The organism is Opitutus terrae PB90-1 (assembly GCF_000019965.1).
GTDB lineage: Bacteria > Verrucomicrobiota > Verrucomicrobiia > Opitutales > Opitutaceae > Opitutus > Opitutus terrae.
On record NC_010571.1, the window covers coordinates 4268552 to 4284442 of the forward strand.

Sequence of the window (15891 nt, forward strand, 5' to 3'; positions counted from 1 at the left end):
ATGCGTCCGTTGAACATTACGATCGTCCAGGGCGCGTTTCTGCCCGTTCCGCCGCTGCTCGGCGGCGCGGTGGAAAAAGCGTGGCACGCGCTGGGGCTCGAATTTGCCCGACAGGGGCACCGCGTCGTGCACGTCAGCCGCGCACATCCCGCTCTGCCGGCAACGAACGTCGAGCACGGCGTCGAACATCGTCGTGTGCGCGGCCATGCCACGCCGTCGTCGCTGCTGTGGCTGAAGTTTCTCGACCTGCTCTACTCGCGGCGCGTTCGTCGCGTGCTGCCGGCGGCCGACGTGCTCGTGACGAACACCTTCTGGCTGCCGTTGCTGGAACGGCGCGCGTCGCGGGGCGTGCCCTACGTGCACGTCGGCCGCTATCCGAAGGGGCAGCTGCGCTACTATCCGCGGCGCGTGGTGCTTCAGACGGTCTCGGCACCGATCCGCGACGCGATCCTGCGCGAGTTGCCCGACGCCGCCGCGCGGATACGCGTGCTGCCCTACCCGCTCTCGCCGGCGTACCTCGTCGAGCAACGAGCCCCCGCCCGCGTGATCCTCTACGCGGGCCGGCTGCATCCGGAGAAAGGCGTGCACTTGCTGATCGAGGCATTTGCCCAGCGGGCGGCGACGAGCCTGCACGGCTGGACGCTGCGGATCATCGGACCGTGGCAGACCGCGCAGGGCGGCGGCGGCGAGAGCTATCGGGCGAAGCTCGCAGCGTTGGCAGCGCCCGCCGGCGCGAGCATCGACGTGCGCGAGCCGATCTTCGACGCGGACCAGCTCGTCGCGCATTACCAGCAGGCCGCGATCTTCGCCTACCCGTCGCTGGCGGAATTCGGCGAGACGTTCGGCCTCGCGGTGCTGGAAGCCATGGCCGCAGGGTGCGCGCCCGTGGTCTCGTCGCTCGCCTGTTTCGGGGATTTTCTTAAGTCCGGAGAAAACGGACTCGTCTTCGACCATCGCGAACGCGATCCCGTGGCGGCGCTGGGGCGCGCGTTGCAGGAGGTCGCGAATTCCCAAGCGCTTTGCGACCGGCTCCGCGCCGCCGCGTGGCCCACGGCACGGGCTTACGCGCTGCCGGAGATTGCCCTGAGATTTCTACGGGATTTTCACGCCATCACGGAACGACCGGCGGAAATTGGGTCACATGTAACACCATGTCTACCGGACCAAACATGAATGGCGCGCTGACCAAGCTCCTCTCCGAACTGCGAGGCCGCGAGGTCGTGGCCCTGCTCAATCGCGGCAATCGCGGCGACGGCTTGATCCACATGGGCGGCCGGCGCTTGCTCGCTGAGGTCGGGCTCGAGCACCGCGAAGTTTACGAAACCGGCGACCTGCAGAATCTCGGCGGCGATGTGCTGCTCGTCTACGGCGCGGGCGCGATGTCCCGCGGCACCAACACCCTTCCGAAACTGCTCAAGAAGCTCGGCCGGCGATTCGCGGAGGTGATCATCCTGCCGTCGTCCTTCGACCTCAGCGAGTCGCGGGTGCGTTCGTTCGCCGAAACCTGGGACCGTCACTATACGGTGTTCTGCCGTGAAATGGTGAGTTTCGTGGCGCTCAAGGAGCAGAAAGTGACGCCGAAAGCGCTGCTGCTGGGACACGATCTCGCGTTTCACGCCGACCTGAGCGAGTGGGCCGCGCGACCGCACCAGGGCGCGGCGGGGCTGTTCCGTCAGGATAACGAAGCCACCTACAGTTCCCTGCCACCGGACCTCGACGAATATCGCGACGCTTCGTACGGCTCAGACCGCGAGCCGGAGGGCTTGTTGGATTTCGTGGCGAAGTTCGACGAGATCCACACCGACCGCTGCCACGGCGCGATCTCCGCGGCCATGATGGGCCGCCGCGTCGTGTTTTACCGGAACAACTATTTCAAGAACCGCGCAATCTACGATCACAGCCTCGCGAGCATGACGAACGTGCGGTTCGTCGAGAAGATGCCGTTCTCGTTCCGGCAGTTCCTGCGCTCGCTTTACTGGGTGCGGATGCGTCCCGTCGAGATGAAGGCCCGCCGCGTCGTCCAGGGCCGCGCCGCCACCTCCAGCGCGTAGCGTACTGAGGGATGCGGAAAGAAATTGCGGCGGTCAGGTAGGGTGCGGACCGGCCCCCTCTGCGCCGGAAACATTTGTGGTCGTCGCGGCGGCGAGGGGACTCGCCGCCCTACCCGGCGTCACTTGTTCGGAGGAGGAACCGCGGCGCCGTGGAAACGCGGCTACGGCGCGGTGGAGCGCTCGGGCCACGCGCCGGGGCGGCCGTGGACGTCTTCCGCCACGACGACGTAGCTCGCTCCGCTCGGCGCCGACGGATCGATGAACGGCGGCGCGGGCGTCGGTGGGACGGGGTTCTCGACGTGCGGCGAATTGAGCCAACGGTAAGGGCCGCCCGCGCGCTCGGCGCGATACACCCGGTAGCCCGCCGCGCCGCGCGTCGGAGTCCACGTCACTGTCGCGGTGGATCCATCGTGACGGACAGTGATGCCGTCCACCGCCGCCGGCACCTCCACCCGCGCCGTCCATAACCGGGGCTCACGCACCAAGAGATCGGCGAGCACGTAGTGTGTGAGGTCCGGCCAGTTTTTCCAGCGGCCACGCTGGGCGCGCGTGTAGTAGATCGCCTCCGTCAGCCCGGGCTCATTCGGTTGCGCCGGGTTCTGCAGCAGCCGGAGGTACGGTGCGCAGGACCAGCCAAGCCACCGATGCGTGTGCGTCTGGCCGCGGTAAAAATTCGCCCGCACCAACGGCTCCTGCGCCTTCGGTCGCGCCGCCACGCCGTGATACCGGTCTGCCATCACGTCGATGCAATCGGTGTAGCGCCCGTAGGCCAGCGGATGCAGGCCCAGGTTCTCGCCCGTCAGCAGCTCGCTCGTGCGCAGCCAAAAATCACAAATGGACTGGTAGAGGAAATCGGTTTGGTCGCCGTTTTTCGCGGACGCGCCGGTGTAAGGCCGCTGCCCGCGACCAAACACGCCCAGCACCGGCGGCGCTGTCGCCAGGTCGCGATAGAATCGTACCAGCGCCACATGCCCTGCCCGCGCGCCCGCGGTGAGTCCGAACAGCGTCGGGCCCATCTGCATGTTCAACGTCCGCGCGAAGCAATCGATGTAGGGATAGCCCTGCGCATCGGCGCGTCCGCCGATTTCGCGCACGGCGCTCGCCATCGCCAGGTTGACGCGCGACACGTCCGGCACGTCGGTCAACGCCGCGAGCAGCGCGGCCGCGCTCTGCGTGTACGTGATGTGATACGGATCCAGGGGACCGTAGGCGCGCCCCTTCTCGTCTTCGCGCAGCTTGCGCGCACCGTTGCCGGTCAACTTCGCGGCGGCGTTGCGCGCGGACGCGGCGAGTTTCTCCGCGTTCGCTTCGCGCGCCACGGGACGGTGTTTCAGAATGCGCGTCGCGGCTTCCGGGCCTTCGAGCACCAGTGCGCGAGCGGCTTCCTGCCGCCAGCCGACCGGTTTCATCTCGCGCACGACTTCGCGCAGCGCCCCGTGCAACTCCGCCACCGTGGCGCCGGGCTCGTCGACAACCGCCACGAGCGGCTGCGCGTGCGCGACGTACGCGCCCCACAACTCGCCGTCGGTCCCCGCGGTGGTCGGCACCAGCCTCACCTCCGTCCAGTAGGCAGTGAGCGTGCGCTTTTCGTTTTCGGTTTCGCGCTTCAGTCCGCGCATTCCCTCCAGCGTCACGTCGCCGTCCTGCATGGTCCAGCGGCCGTTGCTGCCGCCGATCACCAACGGCACGGCCAGCAGCGATTCACCCGACGACCGGGTGAGTGCGGTGATCGTGTAACCATGCTCGGCGCGCAACGCGGAGCGAATTCCCGCCGGAATCTCGCGCACGACCGCGGTACCGCCCACCAGCTTTCCGCGCAAGAGCCGATTCTCCCTCAGCGCGCCGCTGCCCGCACCCGGAAACACCGCCACGCTCAGCACGAGTTCGCGACCATCGCGTGGAATCCGATACTCCAGTTCGAGCGCGACGCCTTCGCTCGCCTCGATCCGCACATGGACTTTCGCGAACAACGGTCCGCTGGCCCACGTGACTTCACGGCGAGACGCGGACTGGTCCAGCGAGAACACCTCCGCTGGCTTTCCCTTCGACGCCGATCCAGCGACGCGCACCCGTGGAAATGCGCCCGCGTCCTCAAACCGCCATTGCGCCGCTCCGGAACGGATCGCCTGAAGCCCACCCTCGGCGGTGAACTCCACCTCGCCGGTGGCGGTGCGCACGCGCAAACCTTCCGGGCCGGCCTCGACCGGCATCGGCTCGTCGGCCGCGGGCGCCGCGGTGGTTCGGTGCTCGAGCTGAAACGCCTGCGTTGCTCCAGGCGCGAGCTCTACCGGAAACCAGAGATGCGCCCGGCTGATTCCACCGTCCGCCGCGCGCCGCACATCGTCCGCCTGCATCACCACCGACGCGCCACCACCGGCCGGCACGATCACGAGCTCCTCAAGTGAGCGACATTCACCCGGTCCGAAGAACACAGGGACGCGGACCAAGTCCCCGTCGCGCCGCACGCCCGCGCGCTCTTCGACCGAGAGGGTCCGGCGAATTACCTCATCCGAACGACCGATCAATTCCGCATAGTCAGCTGGCGGACCGGCGAATGTAGCGTGCGTGGGCGAGCGTTCTGCCGCGGTGCCGGTCGCGGCGACGAGCGCGAGCAGCCCCGCGCAGGCTAGCAGGCGACGGCTGACACCGCGCCGGCCCCCGCTCGGACGTAACGCAACCCCACAAAAAATCAGGAAGTTCGGGAACATCATGCATACAGTCGCGACCGATGGCCGCGCCCGAGGTTCCGCAGGGGGCTCGTTAGTCGTTTCCCCGATGGAGTGATCGGGTCGCTAGGCGCGCCAATCGACTTGTGGTCAACGACCTGTGCAACAGGTTACGGGCGCCTCCGATGGCGGAGGCATCGATCAGAGTGATGATTCATCGACAAAACAACTAAGGACCACAATGCACAGTCGGATTCGTTCAATGTTCGCGGCGGCCCTCGGGCTGGCGCTCACGTGCTCACTGGCGCACGCTCAGCTCTTATTGAGCGGCTACACCACGGGCTCGTTCGTCGACCTGTCGGAGCCCAACACCACTGTCTCGAATGCGGGCGATGGTAGCTGGGCGACCTTCCACACGGGCATCGCGGCAACCGGTTCAACTCAGTCCAAGATCGAGTTTTCGAATACCACGTTCACCGACGTGGCATCCGGCGATCCGATTCAGGTCGGCCTGTTCGAAATCACGAACGGCATGACCCTGATCGGTTCGGGCGCACCTACCGCCCAATTCAATCTCGGCCTCGAGCTAACCTCGCCGGTGATGCAGTCGGTCGCGTTGACGCAGATTACGTTCCACGTCGACCACACGCCGAATCTGCCGGGAGCGATTCCCGACACGTTCAGCGCTTCCTTCACGCAGCCGACGGCGATGAAAATCGGCGACTATCTCGTGCAGTTCCACGTGAACTTCGACCCGGCCGAATTCCAGGTCGCGGAGAACACGATGGTGCAGCGCGGTGATATCACCGTGAGTTTCACGCCGGTACCGGAGCCCGCCACGTATGCCGCGTGGGGCGCCGCGCTGCTGGTCGGATTGGTCGGCTACCGGCGCCTGCGCGCACGGTCGGCCGCCAGCCTGCCTGCGGCTGCCTGAGCCCAAGGCGTGTCTCAAGTTCAACCCGCTCCTCGCGGAGCGGAGCCCTCCGATTCCCGATGGCCCTGCGCGTGCGCGCAGGGCTTGTCTGCGGTAAGAGGGCTTTGAAACACGCCTGGCCTTATTCCTCCAACTCCGGCGGCGCCCGCCTCTCGCGGGACCGCCGGGGTTTTGCCGTGTCGAAAGCCTGACACGTTTCCAACTCCACTCCTGTCCCGATGGCCAACTTCCTTCTCGTCCACGATCCGGATACCGTCCGGCGGCAGTTCGCCGTCCTCCAAGCCCGCGATCGCGTTGGTTTCCTGCCGCAGATGCGCGGCGAGCTGACGCTGGCGTCGCACTACGCGCTCGCCTGGGCCGCGGCGCCGCTGGCGCCGGTGGAACACCACCGCGCGACCGAGCCTGACGCGCCCGACTGCATGCTGTTCGGCGCCCCCCATGATCACGAGGGCGTGACCTTGAAGGCCGCGGATTTTTGCCGGCGGCACGATATCGTCTGGGACGCGCCCAACGAGCTCAACGGCTACTACGCCGCGTTGTTGGTGCACCCGCGGCTGGGCGTTCGCATCGAGGGGGACGTGCTCGGACTTTTCCCACTTTATTATTGGCAGCACCGTGACGTGCTCCTCGTCGGTACGAGTCCGGAGCTGTTTCGCAGCCATCCGAGTTTCCAAAGCGAGCTCGACCTGCACGGTGCGGCGGCGCTGTTGTTGACGAGCGGGCTCGTCGGCGGCCGAACCCTCTGGCGTGGCGTGCGCCGGCTGGCCGCGGACCATCGCCTCATCTGGCTGCCCGGCGCGGCTCCGCGCGAGCTGCCACCGCCACTTCGCGCCGCCGGCGACATGATCGAATCGCGGGACGAGGCCGTCGAGCAGGCGGCGGAGCTGCACGCGTCGTTTCTGCGGGCGGCGCTGCGGGACGCGCAGCGCCCGGGCATGCTGCTGTCGGGCGGATTGGACTCGCGCTTACTGGCGGGATTCGCGGCGGAACAGACCCGCCAGCCCGAATGCCTCACCTTCGGCCGGCCCGAGGATCTCGATGCGGCGTGCGCCACGGCGGTCGCCCGCGAACTCGGGTTGAAACAATCGCTTTACGACGTCACGCCGGAGGACTACGCGCAGTATGCGCAGTCGAGCGTGACCTGGGAACAGTTGAGCGGCGGGCTCTACGCGCTGCCGATGGGATGGAATCTTTCGCTCCGTCCGCCCACGGTCGAGATCGACCGGCTCATCTGCGGATTGACGCTCGACGCCGTGATCGGCGGGCCGAAGTACGTCGCGCGCACGAGCGGTGCGCTTTCATTCGAGCGCCTGCGCATCGGCCGGCTGGGTTTCGGCCGCGATGAGCTTGCCCGGCTCATCGGCGCCCCGGACCTCGCCCGCGCCTGCGAGGACGTCCGCGGCGAGCTGCTCGACGAATATGTCGCTTCCGCCGCTAGCGACCACTTGCGGGAATGGCGGATGAACCTCGCGCACCGGCATCGCTTTGCCGTTGGGATGTGTGCGTGGCGTTACTCGCTGTTCGCCTGGCCCGTGCTGCCGGCGCTCGACCGCCGGCTGATCGCGCTCGCCCACCGGCTGCCCTACTCGGTCATCAAGGACCGGCAGATCCAAACGCGGCTTCTTGTCACGCGTTTTCCCCGGCTCGCGCGGTTGGACCTCGACCGGAACTATTTCGATACGGTGCCGCTGCTCGGCTCGAAAACTTCCGCTTGGCGTGATCTGCGCCGGCGTGCGACCAAGCTGCGTCGCCGTTGCCAGACCTGGCTCGGACGCGACCCGCGGTTCTACGTGCGCACGATGGAGTTCAACAGCCCCGGCTGGCGCGTGGTGCGCTCGCTCGCCGAAGAGGCGCGCGGCGCCGGCGCCGCGCTGTTTCGCACCGACGCGCTCGAGCGGCTGCTGCCGCGCGCCGACGTCCGCGTGCGTCATATCGAGGATCCCATCGTCCACTCCACCCCGCTGAAAAACACCCTCGGGTTGATGCTCTGGCTGAGACAACACGCCTGAGCTGCTGTCCGTTTTCTGCCATGCCGAAAGTCCCAGTCTCCGTTCTCATTCCCATCCGCAACGAGCAGGCCAACCTGCCGCGCTGCCTCGAGTCGGTCCGCTGGGCCGACGAGGTGGTAGTCGTCGATTCGCAGAGCACCGACGGCTCGATCGACATCGCCCGCCGTTACGGAGCCGAGGTCGTGCAGTTCGCCTTCAACGGCGTCTGGCCGAAGAAAAAAAACTGGGCGCTGGAGAATCTGCCTTTCCGTCACGAATGGGTGCTGATTCTGGACGCGGATGAGGTGATGCCGCCCGACGCCGCCGACGAGATCGCCCGAATCGTCGCGGCCGACGGCGACGGACACGCGGGTTTCTGGATCAATCGCCGGTTCATGTTCATGGGGCGCTGGCTCCGGCACGCCTACTATCCGAACTGGAATCTGCGGTTGTTCAAACACCGGCTCGGCCGCTACGAACGCTTGGTGCAGGGGCCGACGCAGAGCGGCGACAACGAGGTCCACGAGCACATCATCGTCGACGGTTCGACGGGCCGGCTCCGCTGCGAAATGGACCATTACGCCTTCGCGTCGATCGACGTGTTCGTCGAAAAGCACAATCGCTACTCGAACTGGGAGGCGCGGCTCGAGGTGGAGGACGGACTTGCACGCCCGCACTCGACCGCACCGCAGACGATGCCGGTGCGGATTCGGCGCACGCTGAAGCGTATTGCGCGCCGGCTGCCGTTCCGACCGTTGCTGCGTTTTCTCTACGTGTACGTGTTCCAGGCGGGGTTTCTCGACGGACGCGAGGGCTACATCTTCGCGCGACTCCACGCGGTGTATGAATTTCTTGCCGTCGCGAAGGCGGCCGAACTGCGGAAGCTGCGCGCGGCCGAAGCGGCGGCCGCGGAGAACGTGCATGCCCAGCGGGCCGAGTCAGTTTGAACAGCGGAAAATCTCCCGAGAGGGAGATCCAACGCGAGGCGGCCGTGATTGATGTAGCCGGGTCGTCGACCCCGGTCCGGGCTCGGCGAGCCCGGCTACAACGAAAGCGAACGGCTGGGAGAGTCGCCTCGGTCACGACACCGGCTCCGTTTCACGCTCCCCGTAGATGGAGCCCGGCGTCCCCGCCGGGCTGAACCCACCGGGACGGCGGGTTCCAGCTGAGTTCAGCGCTCGACGGGCGAGCCGCTCACGCTGCGGTCACTGTCAGCGCGGGTTCCGCGGCAGCGACCGGCAGTCGCAGTCGGTCCCACGTGATTCCGGTCTTCACCGGTTTCGCGGGAATGCCCGCGACGATGGTGTGCGCAGGAACATCGCGGATCACCACCGAGCCGGCGGCGACGATGCTGTGCTCGCCGATGCGCACGCCTTTTAGAATCTGCGCTTTGAGCCCGATCCACACGTGATCGCCCAGCACCACGTCGGCCGCGGGATTGATCCGCCGGCCGGTCAGCTGGTCCAGCACGGAATGCCCATCGGTGTTCCGCACATCCGCGTCGGCCGACATCATGCAATCCCGCCCGACCTGCACCAAGCCGCCCTCGCACACCACGACGCTGCAGCCCGTGCCCGAACTTTCGTTGCCAACGAGCAACCGGCTGCCGTCATCTTCCACGGTGTAGCGCACGTGCCGCAGCTTGCAGTAGGCGCCGATCACGCAGCGTAGATTGTTACCACGCAGCTTGATCGCGGCGCCCCACAACCGCGCACCCGGCCCGATGGTCAGCTCGTTGCCGCGACCGCTGATCTCAATCGTCACGCCATGCAGCATCGCCCGGCTGATCTCCACGCGGTTCCCCTGTCCCCGTACTTTCACGCGGGTGCCGGTGCGCAGTCGCACCGCCAGACACTTCGCTCGGCGCAACCAGTCGCGTACAGCGGAGTCGTTGCTCATGGTCGTGAAAAAAGGAGACGACCGCGGGCCAGCGCGTCACCGAAAGCCGGACGTGGACTCGAGTGCATCTCCCCATAGTGGGCTGCCTCACCAGCTGGTTCCGTAGGTGCCACGGTCGTGCGGGCCAGGCGTTCTTCGCGCCGCCGGGGACACCCGCAAACCGTCGGCGACGCTCGCGGCCACGACAGCGGCGGGTCCGCGACTCCGACCCCGCCCGGTAAATGGAAGCTACCCTTCGGCGGTCTGACCCACGCGCGCTGGCGGTTCCGAATGCTCCACGATCGGCAGGACGCGCTGGGACGGCGGCGCGGGCGCTGGTGTCGGCTTCGCCTTCAGCGTGCGACCCTTGAACGTGATTGCGGACGCGACCGCCGGCGGAGGCGGCTCTGCGAGCGGCACCACCGTCGCCGGATCAACGAGTGCCGCGACGGAGGCAACCCCGAAGTCCCATTCGCTGGCGATGTTGTTGTAGACGCTGCGTTCGAAGGTCAGCGGTAGGGCCACGCCGCGTGCGATCAGGTAGCCGCGCAGGGTTTCCTGCGTGGTCGGATCCGACGGCTTGCTGGCCATCGGCGCCGCACCATTCAATCGCGTGGTGTAGGCTGCGAGGTCGGTGCCCGCGACGCGGCGCGCCAGCGGAGCAGTCGTCAGCGCGGAGGGAGACGAGTGCAGCACATAGTCGAGCTGCCCCGGGTAGTCGCCGAAATTCTGGTGGTAGTCGAACGCCGCTAATGGCTCGCCGAGCCCGAGGGCGGCGATGTCCTTTTTGAGCGCGTTCTTGTGCACGATCACCGTGTCGATGCCGCGATTGCGGGACGGGATCGTCTCACTCGTGTGCCAGTTCCGATTTGTGTCCTTCGTCGGCTGGTAAGCCGTGCCGCGCCAGAGTCCGGCGAGTTCGCCCGTCGGATTGACGAACGGATAGACCAGGGTCACGTAAGTCGCGCGATACGCCTGCGCTTCGGCGCTGGGCGAGTTCAAGATCCAGTCGACCGCGGCCTGCAGCGCGACCTTGTTTTGCCCTTCGTAGGGATGCTGGCCGCTGACGAGCATCACCAGCTTCTTCGGCTGCGCGAGCGGATCGCGAATCACAAAACCGAACAGCGGCATGTCCGGCACAGGGCGACTGCAGGCGGCCGACGCGGCGGCACCGGACTGGTAGCCGATCACGAACGTACCTGGCGTCGTTTCACTCGGCGTGGGCCGCACCAGCGGGTGCAGCAGCACCTCGGTCTCGATCCACTCGTAAAAGCCCGCGACCGGGAAGTGCTCGTTGATCGAGACATAGACCACGTCCTGCGTGAACGCGGTTTCGTTCTTCGCCTCGACGGTCCACTCCGCCGACGTGCGCCCGGTCCGTGCGTAGTGCTCGAACGTGTTCCATTGCACGGAGTCTGGGTCGTAACTCCACACCAGCTTCACGTTTTCGTACGAAACGAGATCGCCCGCGAGAATCGTCTTTCCGGTCACGGGCGAACGCAGCGGCAGGCGGAAGGCCGGCGCGCGTCCGGCGACACCGCGGACTGCGAACAGAACATTCCGCCAGCGCGTCGAGCCGTTCAGCGCCTCACTGGCATGCGCCCGCGGCACGATCAGCACCGTGTTGCCATCAAAGCTCGAGCGGCTGATGTCGAGATTCCCCCCGTCCCGTGGTTCGGCGAAGCTGCCGACAAACACCTCTTCGGCCTGCGTCGCCGCGGCGAGGAAGAGGAAGAGTGCGACGCACAGGGCGCCGATGCGGGTGAACATTGCGGTGGATCAGGTGGTTGGAAGCCGTGAGGCTTCACCACGCACCGCCGCCGGGCTGCCGGACGAGCGAACAAACGGGACGTGGCGCTGTTTTTTTCGGAACAGCCGCCCTCCAGTTCAACGAGCATCCTAGTCCCGACCCCGATTCACATTCGCTTAGCAACACCGATGGCGCACCCGGTAGTTTTCCCGATGCCTACGCGCACGCCCTCTTCGCCCAATTGTCTGCCCCTCGCCCCCAACGACCGATTTGATGTTACACCTGTAACCCGAAATTGGTCGTCGCCGCCGACCATCAAATGCGCACCCACGCGTGCTTGGCGCGGATCGGGAGAGCCACGCGACGCGATCCGGAATACGAGCGCGGCCAGCCGTTAATAGTTCATCCCCGAAACGCGCGAATCCGATTTCAGCTTGCTCTCCACCATCAGGGCGAGCTTCGCCTCTTCGGGAAGGGCCTTGGCCGTGTCGAACTCTTTCAGGAAACGCGCCGCATCGTCGCGCCGATCCATGTCCGCCAAGACCGCGGCCCGAATCAACGCGGCTGGCGCGAGTTGCAGCTCATCGCCGTTGAGCGATTCGAGCACCTCCCAGGCTTCCTGCGGCCGCCCCTGCTTCCACAGCGAGAACGCGTACACCAAACGGCTCTGCGGATCCGTCGGCGCGGCCTGGTAGGCCTCCTGCGCCGCGACGTAGGCCCGCGCGATGTTCAACCCGCTCAGCAGGCTATAGTAGGCGAAGCCGCATCGCTGCGCCTGATCGCCCGGGTGCGCCGAAAGATAGGCCGTGAGCACCGACACCAACTCCGGCGTGCGACCTGCACTGCGGTTGTAATCCATCAACTCGGCGAACACGGCGCGATTGCCGGGATCGATGTCGAAAATCCGCGCCAGCGCGTCGACCTTCTCACCCTGCCAACCCCACGACGCCGCGAGTTTTTCCAGGTGACGAAGTTTATCCACGTCGCCGGATGCGGCGCCCAGCGCCGTCCGCCAGTAGGAACGCGCCGAGCTCGCATCGCCGCGCTGGCGCGCGGCATAAGCGGTCACGGCCATCCGCAGGTGCTCGAAGTCGCCCCACGCACCCTTGCGCAGCTGCACCGCCAGCCCGCTGAGATCGCCCATCGCCATCAGCGAATCCGTCGTCTGCATGTCCATGGTCGCGCTGGTCTGCACCAGCTCCGGCAGCAGGTGCAGCCACCCTTTCGTCCGATCGATCTCGCCCCGAGTGTTCAGCGCCACGAGCCGCTGATCCTGGCCGCGCTGGCCGTTGAGGCGGGCGATCTCCGACGTGGTCTCGGCCAGGAGCTTGCGCTCCTCGGGCAGGAAGCCCGCCGAGCGCAATCCGCTCAGCAGATCCGTGGCGCCCGTGACGTCGCCTGTCGACGCGTGAAACAACGCGCGGAACAACAGCCGCTCGGGCGTCGTCAGCGCCGCGGGTCGCAGCGATTCGAGCAACGCGAGCGCATCGGCCGGCTTGTTCTGCTTGTAGAGCGCAAACGCCTGGGTCGTGACGTAGAACGGGTTCTCCGGCTCGGCGAGATAGTTGAGCCGCGCGTACTCGTAGGCTTTCGAGAGGTTGGCGTTGAGCAGCAGGCTCGTGTAGGCGAAGTTGTTCCGCACCATCGGGTCCTCGTTGGAGAACTCGGAAAGCCGCGCGAAGATGCGATTCAGGTTCGCGGTGTGGCCTTGGGCGCGTTCCCACGCGATGAGCTGGCGGCTGATCGATTCGTTGCGCGGCAGCAGCGCGAACAGCTTCCAGACGAGGTCATATTGCTCCGACTGCCAGCCCCATCGGCCGACGAGTGCGAGCAGCTCGGAGGTGCTCCGAACATTGTCCCCGGCCTGGATCACCGCGAGTCGCCAGGCATTGCCCGCGTCGGCCAGCCGGCCGTTCTTGCGCGCGGAATAGGCGATCATCGCCTGGCGCATGAACTCGCGTTCCTTCCACTGCGTGCCCGAAATCGCCTGATCCAGCCGCGCCCATTCGCGCCATTCGAGGAAGGCGGCGGCGATCGCCTCCTGCACGCCGGTGTCTTCCCGCACCTCGCGCGGCAGCGAATCGAACCAGCGCCGCGCTTCCAGCGGCGAACCTGAGCGGCGATAGTAATTGGCGAGCGCCACCACGGCGCGCGGATCGCCGGCGAACTCGTCCTGGACTTTCTGCCGGTACGCGGCTGCGCGGTCCGGCGCACCGACGTCCAGTCCCGAAAGCACCAGCACGCGTTGCTCAGCGCTGAGATTCGGCTCCGCGTTGAGCTGATCGGCGAGCGCCGCCGCTTGCGATCGGTCCTCGCGCTGCACCGCGTCCTGCAACAACAGCGCCAGGGCTCGCAGCCGCAATTCCGGCACCCGGCTCAGCTCGGTGATCGTTTGGCGCACCCCGGAGTTCTTCCCTTCCGTGTCCTCGGCCAGCTCGATCTCCGCGAGGTTGAGCCGCGCGGCATGGTCGTCCGGCCGCAGGCTCAGGAGCGAGTACAGGTTCAGCTTGGCGGCGATCGGCCGGCCGAGCGCGAGATACGTGCGTGCCGCCAGCGCGTGAAATTCGGGATTCTGCTTGGCGGCAGGGTCGATGTGCTCGATCACGTCGAGCGCGTCCCGATAGGCGCCGAACTGCAATGCCCAGCGCAGCAACTGGAGCTGGTTTTCCAGCGTCGGCTGCAATTGCACCACGTTGCGCTGATAATAGATGACCTCCGGCACGTTCTTGGCGTGCGCCGCCTCGGCCGCCAGCCGCCAATGCGTGAGACTGCGCTGGTTCCGCCGCAGCGCCTGACGCGCCGTCAGCAGCGCGTTGTCGTAGTCGCCCTTCGCCATGAACTCTTCGGTCATGCGCGTGAGCTTCGATTCGCGCCATTGCCGATAGGCCGGCAGCGCAAATTCACGCGCCGCGAAGTAGCCGACCGGCAACATCACCGCCAGCGCCAGCAGGGCGACAATCCAGCGGCGCAACCGGGCTTTGGATCCGAAGAACTTCATGGGTGGGGAAGACTGGCGAGAGCGTCGGACGTCGGGGACGTGACCACGATGTCCTGCAGCGTGGCCTGCAACGTCTGCTGCGCTTCGGCGGCGTCGAGCGGACCGGTGATCGCCACGCCGATGACCCGCTGGCCGAGATTGCGTTCACCGCGCAGCACCGAATTCAACCGCTCGGTGGAATTCGCCTGCCGGTACACGATGCGCTGTTCGTAGCTGTCAGCATTGTCCTCGAGAATCGCGTGAAACACATACACATCGCGGCCGTTGTCATCGAAAAGATAGGTGCGGAACGGGATGGCGAGGGCGCCGACCTGACACGTGAACGTGCCGGTTTCCGAAACGAGCCGCAGTCCGCTGGCCGGCAGGCACACCGTCGGATAATGGCCGCCCGCGAGGAATTTCGACACGCGGCCGGGCAGCCAGCGCAGGTAATACATCTGCCAGCGGTAGCCGTTCTCGGTGCGCCACGACGCGATCGTGCCCTCGTTGTATTTGAGCAGCGCCTGCGAACGTTCCCCCAGCGTATCCTCGCGATAACTTGGGGAGTTCTTGGGCCAGTCCACGTTCCACGCGACCGGCGGCTCCGCCCCGCGTTCGTGATAACGATACCACCCGAGCGTGCTCGCTTCCGCGACCGCGAACCACAGCACGCCCGCCAGCGCGAACCACGCGGGAAAAGGCGCATGCGCGGGCGGCACCGGCGGCAGCGCTCCCACGGCGACCGGACGCCGGCGCCAGCGCTGGAAGGCTTCCGCCAAGAGCCAGAGCGCGAGCAGGCACAGCCCCATCACGACGTTGCCCACCGTGTCGTGCCATTTTTCCGAAAGCTCGTTGCCCCCGACGCCGCCCAGGAACGTCAGCGTCACGGTCCGCCCGAAATTCAGCAGGAACGCGATGGCGAACGAACCTAGCATCAGCGCGCCACGCGCGAGCCAGCCCAGCCGGTGAAACTCACCGAAAAACAGCGACACCATGAACGCCGTTTGCAGCGACCGGATGCCGCTGCACGCCTCCTCGACGTTCACCCAGGACGAGCCGATGAGGATCATGTTGCCCTTGGTGAGCGCGGGGTAGCCGGCGAGGGTCAGCACCTCGGCCGCCGCCGACGCGTTCAGGTGCATCAGCGATTTCGTCAGCGTGTCCTCGATCCACACCGGCCAGGGCAGCGCCGTCATCATGAACAGAATCGGGAACGCGCAATAGAGCATGGCGCGCCAGCCGCTGAGCGAAAACACCGCGCTGAGCGACATGCCGATCATCAATCCGGCCATGATCCAGTTGACCTTCACCCAGTCGGGATTCGCCTCCTGCACCACGCGGACGGGCAGATATGCCAGCAGCAGCAGCGCCGGCACGATGAGCCAGGCGCGCCGCTCGCCCCGGCTATGCGTGCGCGGACGCGAGCGCCAGCGTTCGTAAAACAAATACCCCGCGAGCAGCGGCACCGCCCAGCCATAGGCGTAGGTCGGGTTCACCGTCCATTCGAGCCGCTGCTGGTTCAAAACCAGCAGCCAGCCCACGGCCAGCAAGCCGAGGCTGAGCCACCAACCGAGGCTGAGGCGGGTGAGCGGAATGCTCGCGTTCACGAGCCCTACGCGGGAGGTCGGGAGGCCGGATAATGCCATA

Annotated in this window: 10 protein-coding genes; 5 read left to right on the forward strand and 5 right to left on the reverse strand. The window is 66.6% G+C overall.

The window, feature by feature from the left end; all coding sequences use genetic code 11:
- Together OTER_RS16505 and OTER_RS16510 are read left to right on the forward strand one after the other, a co-directional pair.
- Nucleotides 1-1173 (forward strand): glycosyltransferase family 4 protein, encoded by a 1173-nt coding sequence (locus OTER_RS16505; protein WP_237702377.1) that lies wholly within the window; start codon nt 1-3, stop codon nt 1171-1173.
- Complete coding sequence (locus OTER_RS16510) at nt 1152-2051, forward strand: polysaccharide pyruvyl transferase family protein (protein WP_148218156.1); 900 nt, start codon at nt 1152-1154, stop codon at nt 2049-2051. The genes OTER_RS16505 and OTER_RS16510 overlap by 22 nt, the downstream gene beginning before the upstream one ends.
- 161 nt (nt 2052-2212) lie before the next feature.
- Here the strand turns inward: OTER_RS16510 and OTER_RS16515 are convergent, their stop codons facing one another.
- Nucleotides 2213-4762 (reverse strand): hypothetical protein, encoded by a 2550-nt coding sequence (locus OTER_RS16515; RefSeq protein WP_012376071.1) that lies wholly within the window; start codon nt 4760-4762, stop codon nt 2213-2215.
- Nucleotides 4763-4958: 196 nt separating this feature from the next.
- Here OTER_RS16515 and OTER_RS16520 point away from each other — a divergent pair, with 196 nt between their 5' ends.
- The 3 genes from OTER_RS16520 (at nt 4959) to OTER_RS16530 (ending at nt 8586) form a co-directional block, all read left to right on the forward strand.
- Complete coding sequence (locus OTER_RS16520) at nt 4959-5651, forward strand: choice-of-anchor K domain-containing protein (RefSeq protein ID WP_012376072.1); 693 nt, start codon at nt 4959-4961, stop codon at nt 5649-5651.
- 218 nt (nt 5652-5869) lie between these two features.
- Nucleotides 5870-7660, forward strand: coding sequence for an asparagine synthase-related protein (locus OTER_RS16525; protein ID WP_012376073.1), 1791 nt, complete (start codon nt 5870-5872; stop codon nt 7658-7660).
- A gap of 20 nt (nt 7661-7680) precedes the next feature.
- Nucleotides 7681-8586 carry a glycosyltransferase family 2 protein gene (locus OTER_RS16530; protein ID WP_012376074.1) on the forward strand — a complete coding sequence of 302 codons (906 nt, stop codon included), beginning with the start codon at nt 7681-7683 and terminating at the stop codon, nt 8584-8586.
- A gap of 247 nt (nt 8587-8833) precedes the next feature.
- On the opposite strand, the gene OTER_RS16535 is transcribed toward OTER_RS16530, so the two are convergent.
- The 4 genes from OTER_RS16535 to OTER_RS16550 form a co-directional block, all read right to left on the reverse strand.
- Nucleotides 8834-9538 carry an acyltransferase gene (locus OTER_RS16535; RefSeq protein WP_012376075.1) on the reverse strand — a complete coding sequence of 235 codons (705 nt, stop codon included), beginning with the start codon at nt 9536-9538 and terminating at the stop codon, nt 8834-8836.
- A 228-nt stretch (nt 9539-9766) separates the two neighbouring features.
- Entirely contained in the window at nt 9767-11287 is a 1521-nt protein-coding gene (locus tag OTER_RS16540) for a M14 family metallopeptidase (protein WP_012376076.1), read from the reverse strand.
- A gap of 374 nt (nt 11288-11661) precedes the next feature.
- Complete coding sequence (locus OTER_RS16545; RefSeq protein WP_012376077.1) at nt 11662-14265, reverse strand: tetratricopeptide repeat protein; 2604 nt, start codon at nt 14263-14265, stop codon at nt 11662-11664.
- Nucleotides 14262-15890 (reverse strand): exosortase/archaeosortase family protein, encoded by a 1629-nt coding sequence (locus OTER_RS16550; protein WP_012376078.1) that lies wholly within the window; start codon nt 15888-15890, stop codon nt 14262-14264. Before OTER_RS16550 ends, OTER_RS16545 begins: the two co-directional genes overlap by 4 nt.
- Nucleotide 15891: the final 1 nt, after the last annotated feature.

Bases quoted from the DNA above. Each gene is read 5' to 3' on its own strand.
- OTER_RS16535 (WP_012376075.1), bottom strand. From the start codon at position 9,538: ATGAGCAACGACTCCGCTGTACGCGACTGGTTGCGCCGAGCGAAGTGT.
- OTER_RS16520 (WP_012376072.1), top strand. From the start codon at position 4,959: ATGCACAGTCGGATTCGTTCAATGTTCGCGGCGGCCCTCGGGCTGGCG.
- OTER_RS16510 (WP_148218156.1), top strand. From the start codon at position 1,152: ATGTCTACCGGACCAAACATGAATGGCGCGCTGACCAAGCTCCTCTCC.
- OTER_RS16505 (WP_237702377.1), top strand. From the start codon at position 1: ATGCGTCCGTTGAACATTACGATCGTCCAGGGCGCGTTTCTGCCCGTT.
- OTER_RS16540 (WP_012376076.1), bottom strand. From the start codon at position 11,287: ATGTTCACCCGCATCGGCGCCCTGTGCGTCGCACTCTTCCTCTTCCTC.
- OTER_RS16530 (WP_012376074.1), top strand. From the start codon at position 7,681: ATGCCGAAAGTCCCAGTCTCCGTTCTCATTCCCATCCGCAACGAGCAG.
- OTER_RS16550 (WP_012376078.1), bottom strand. From the start codon at position 15,890: ATGGCATTATCCGGCCTCCCGACCTCCCGCGTAGGGCTCGTGAACGCG.
- OTER_RS16515 (WP_012376071.1), bottom strand. From the start codon at position 4,762: ATGATGTTCCCGAACTTCCTGATTTTTTGTGGGGTTGCGTTACGTCCG.
- OTER_RS16525 (WP_012376073.1), top strand. From the start codon at position 5,870: ATGGCCAACTTCCTTCTCGTCCACGATCCGGATACCGTCCGGCGGCAG.
- OTER_RS16545 (WP_012376077.1), bottom strand. From the start codon at position 14,265: ATGAAGTTCTTCGGATCCAAAGCCCGGTTGCGCCGCTGGATTGTCGCC.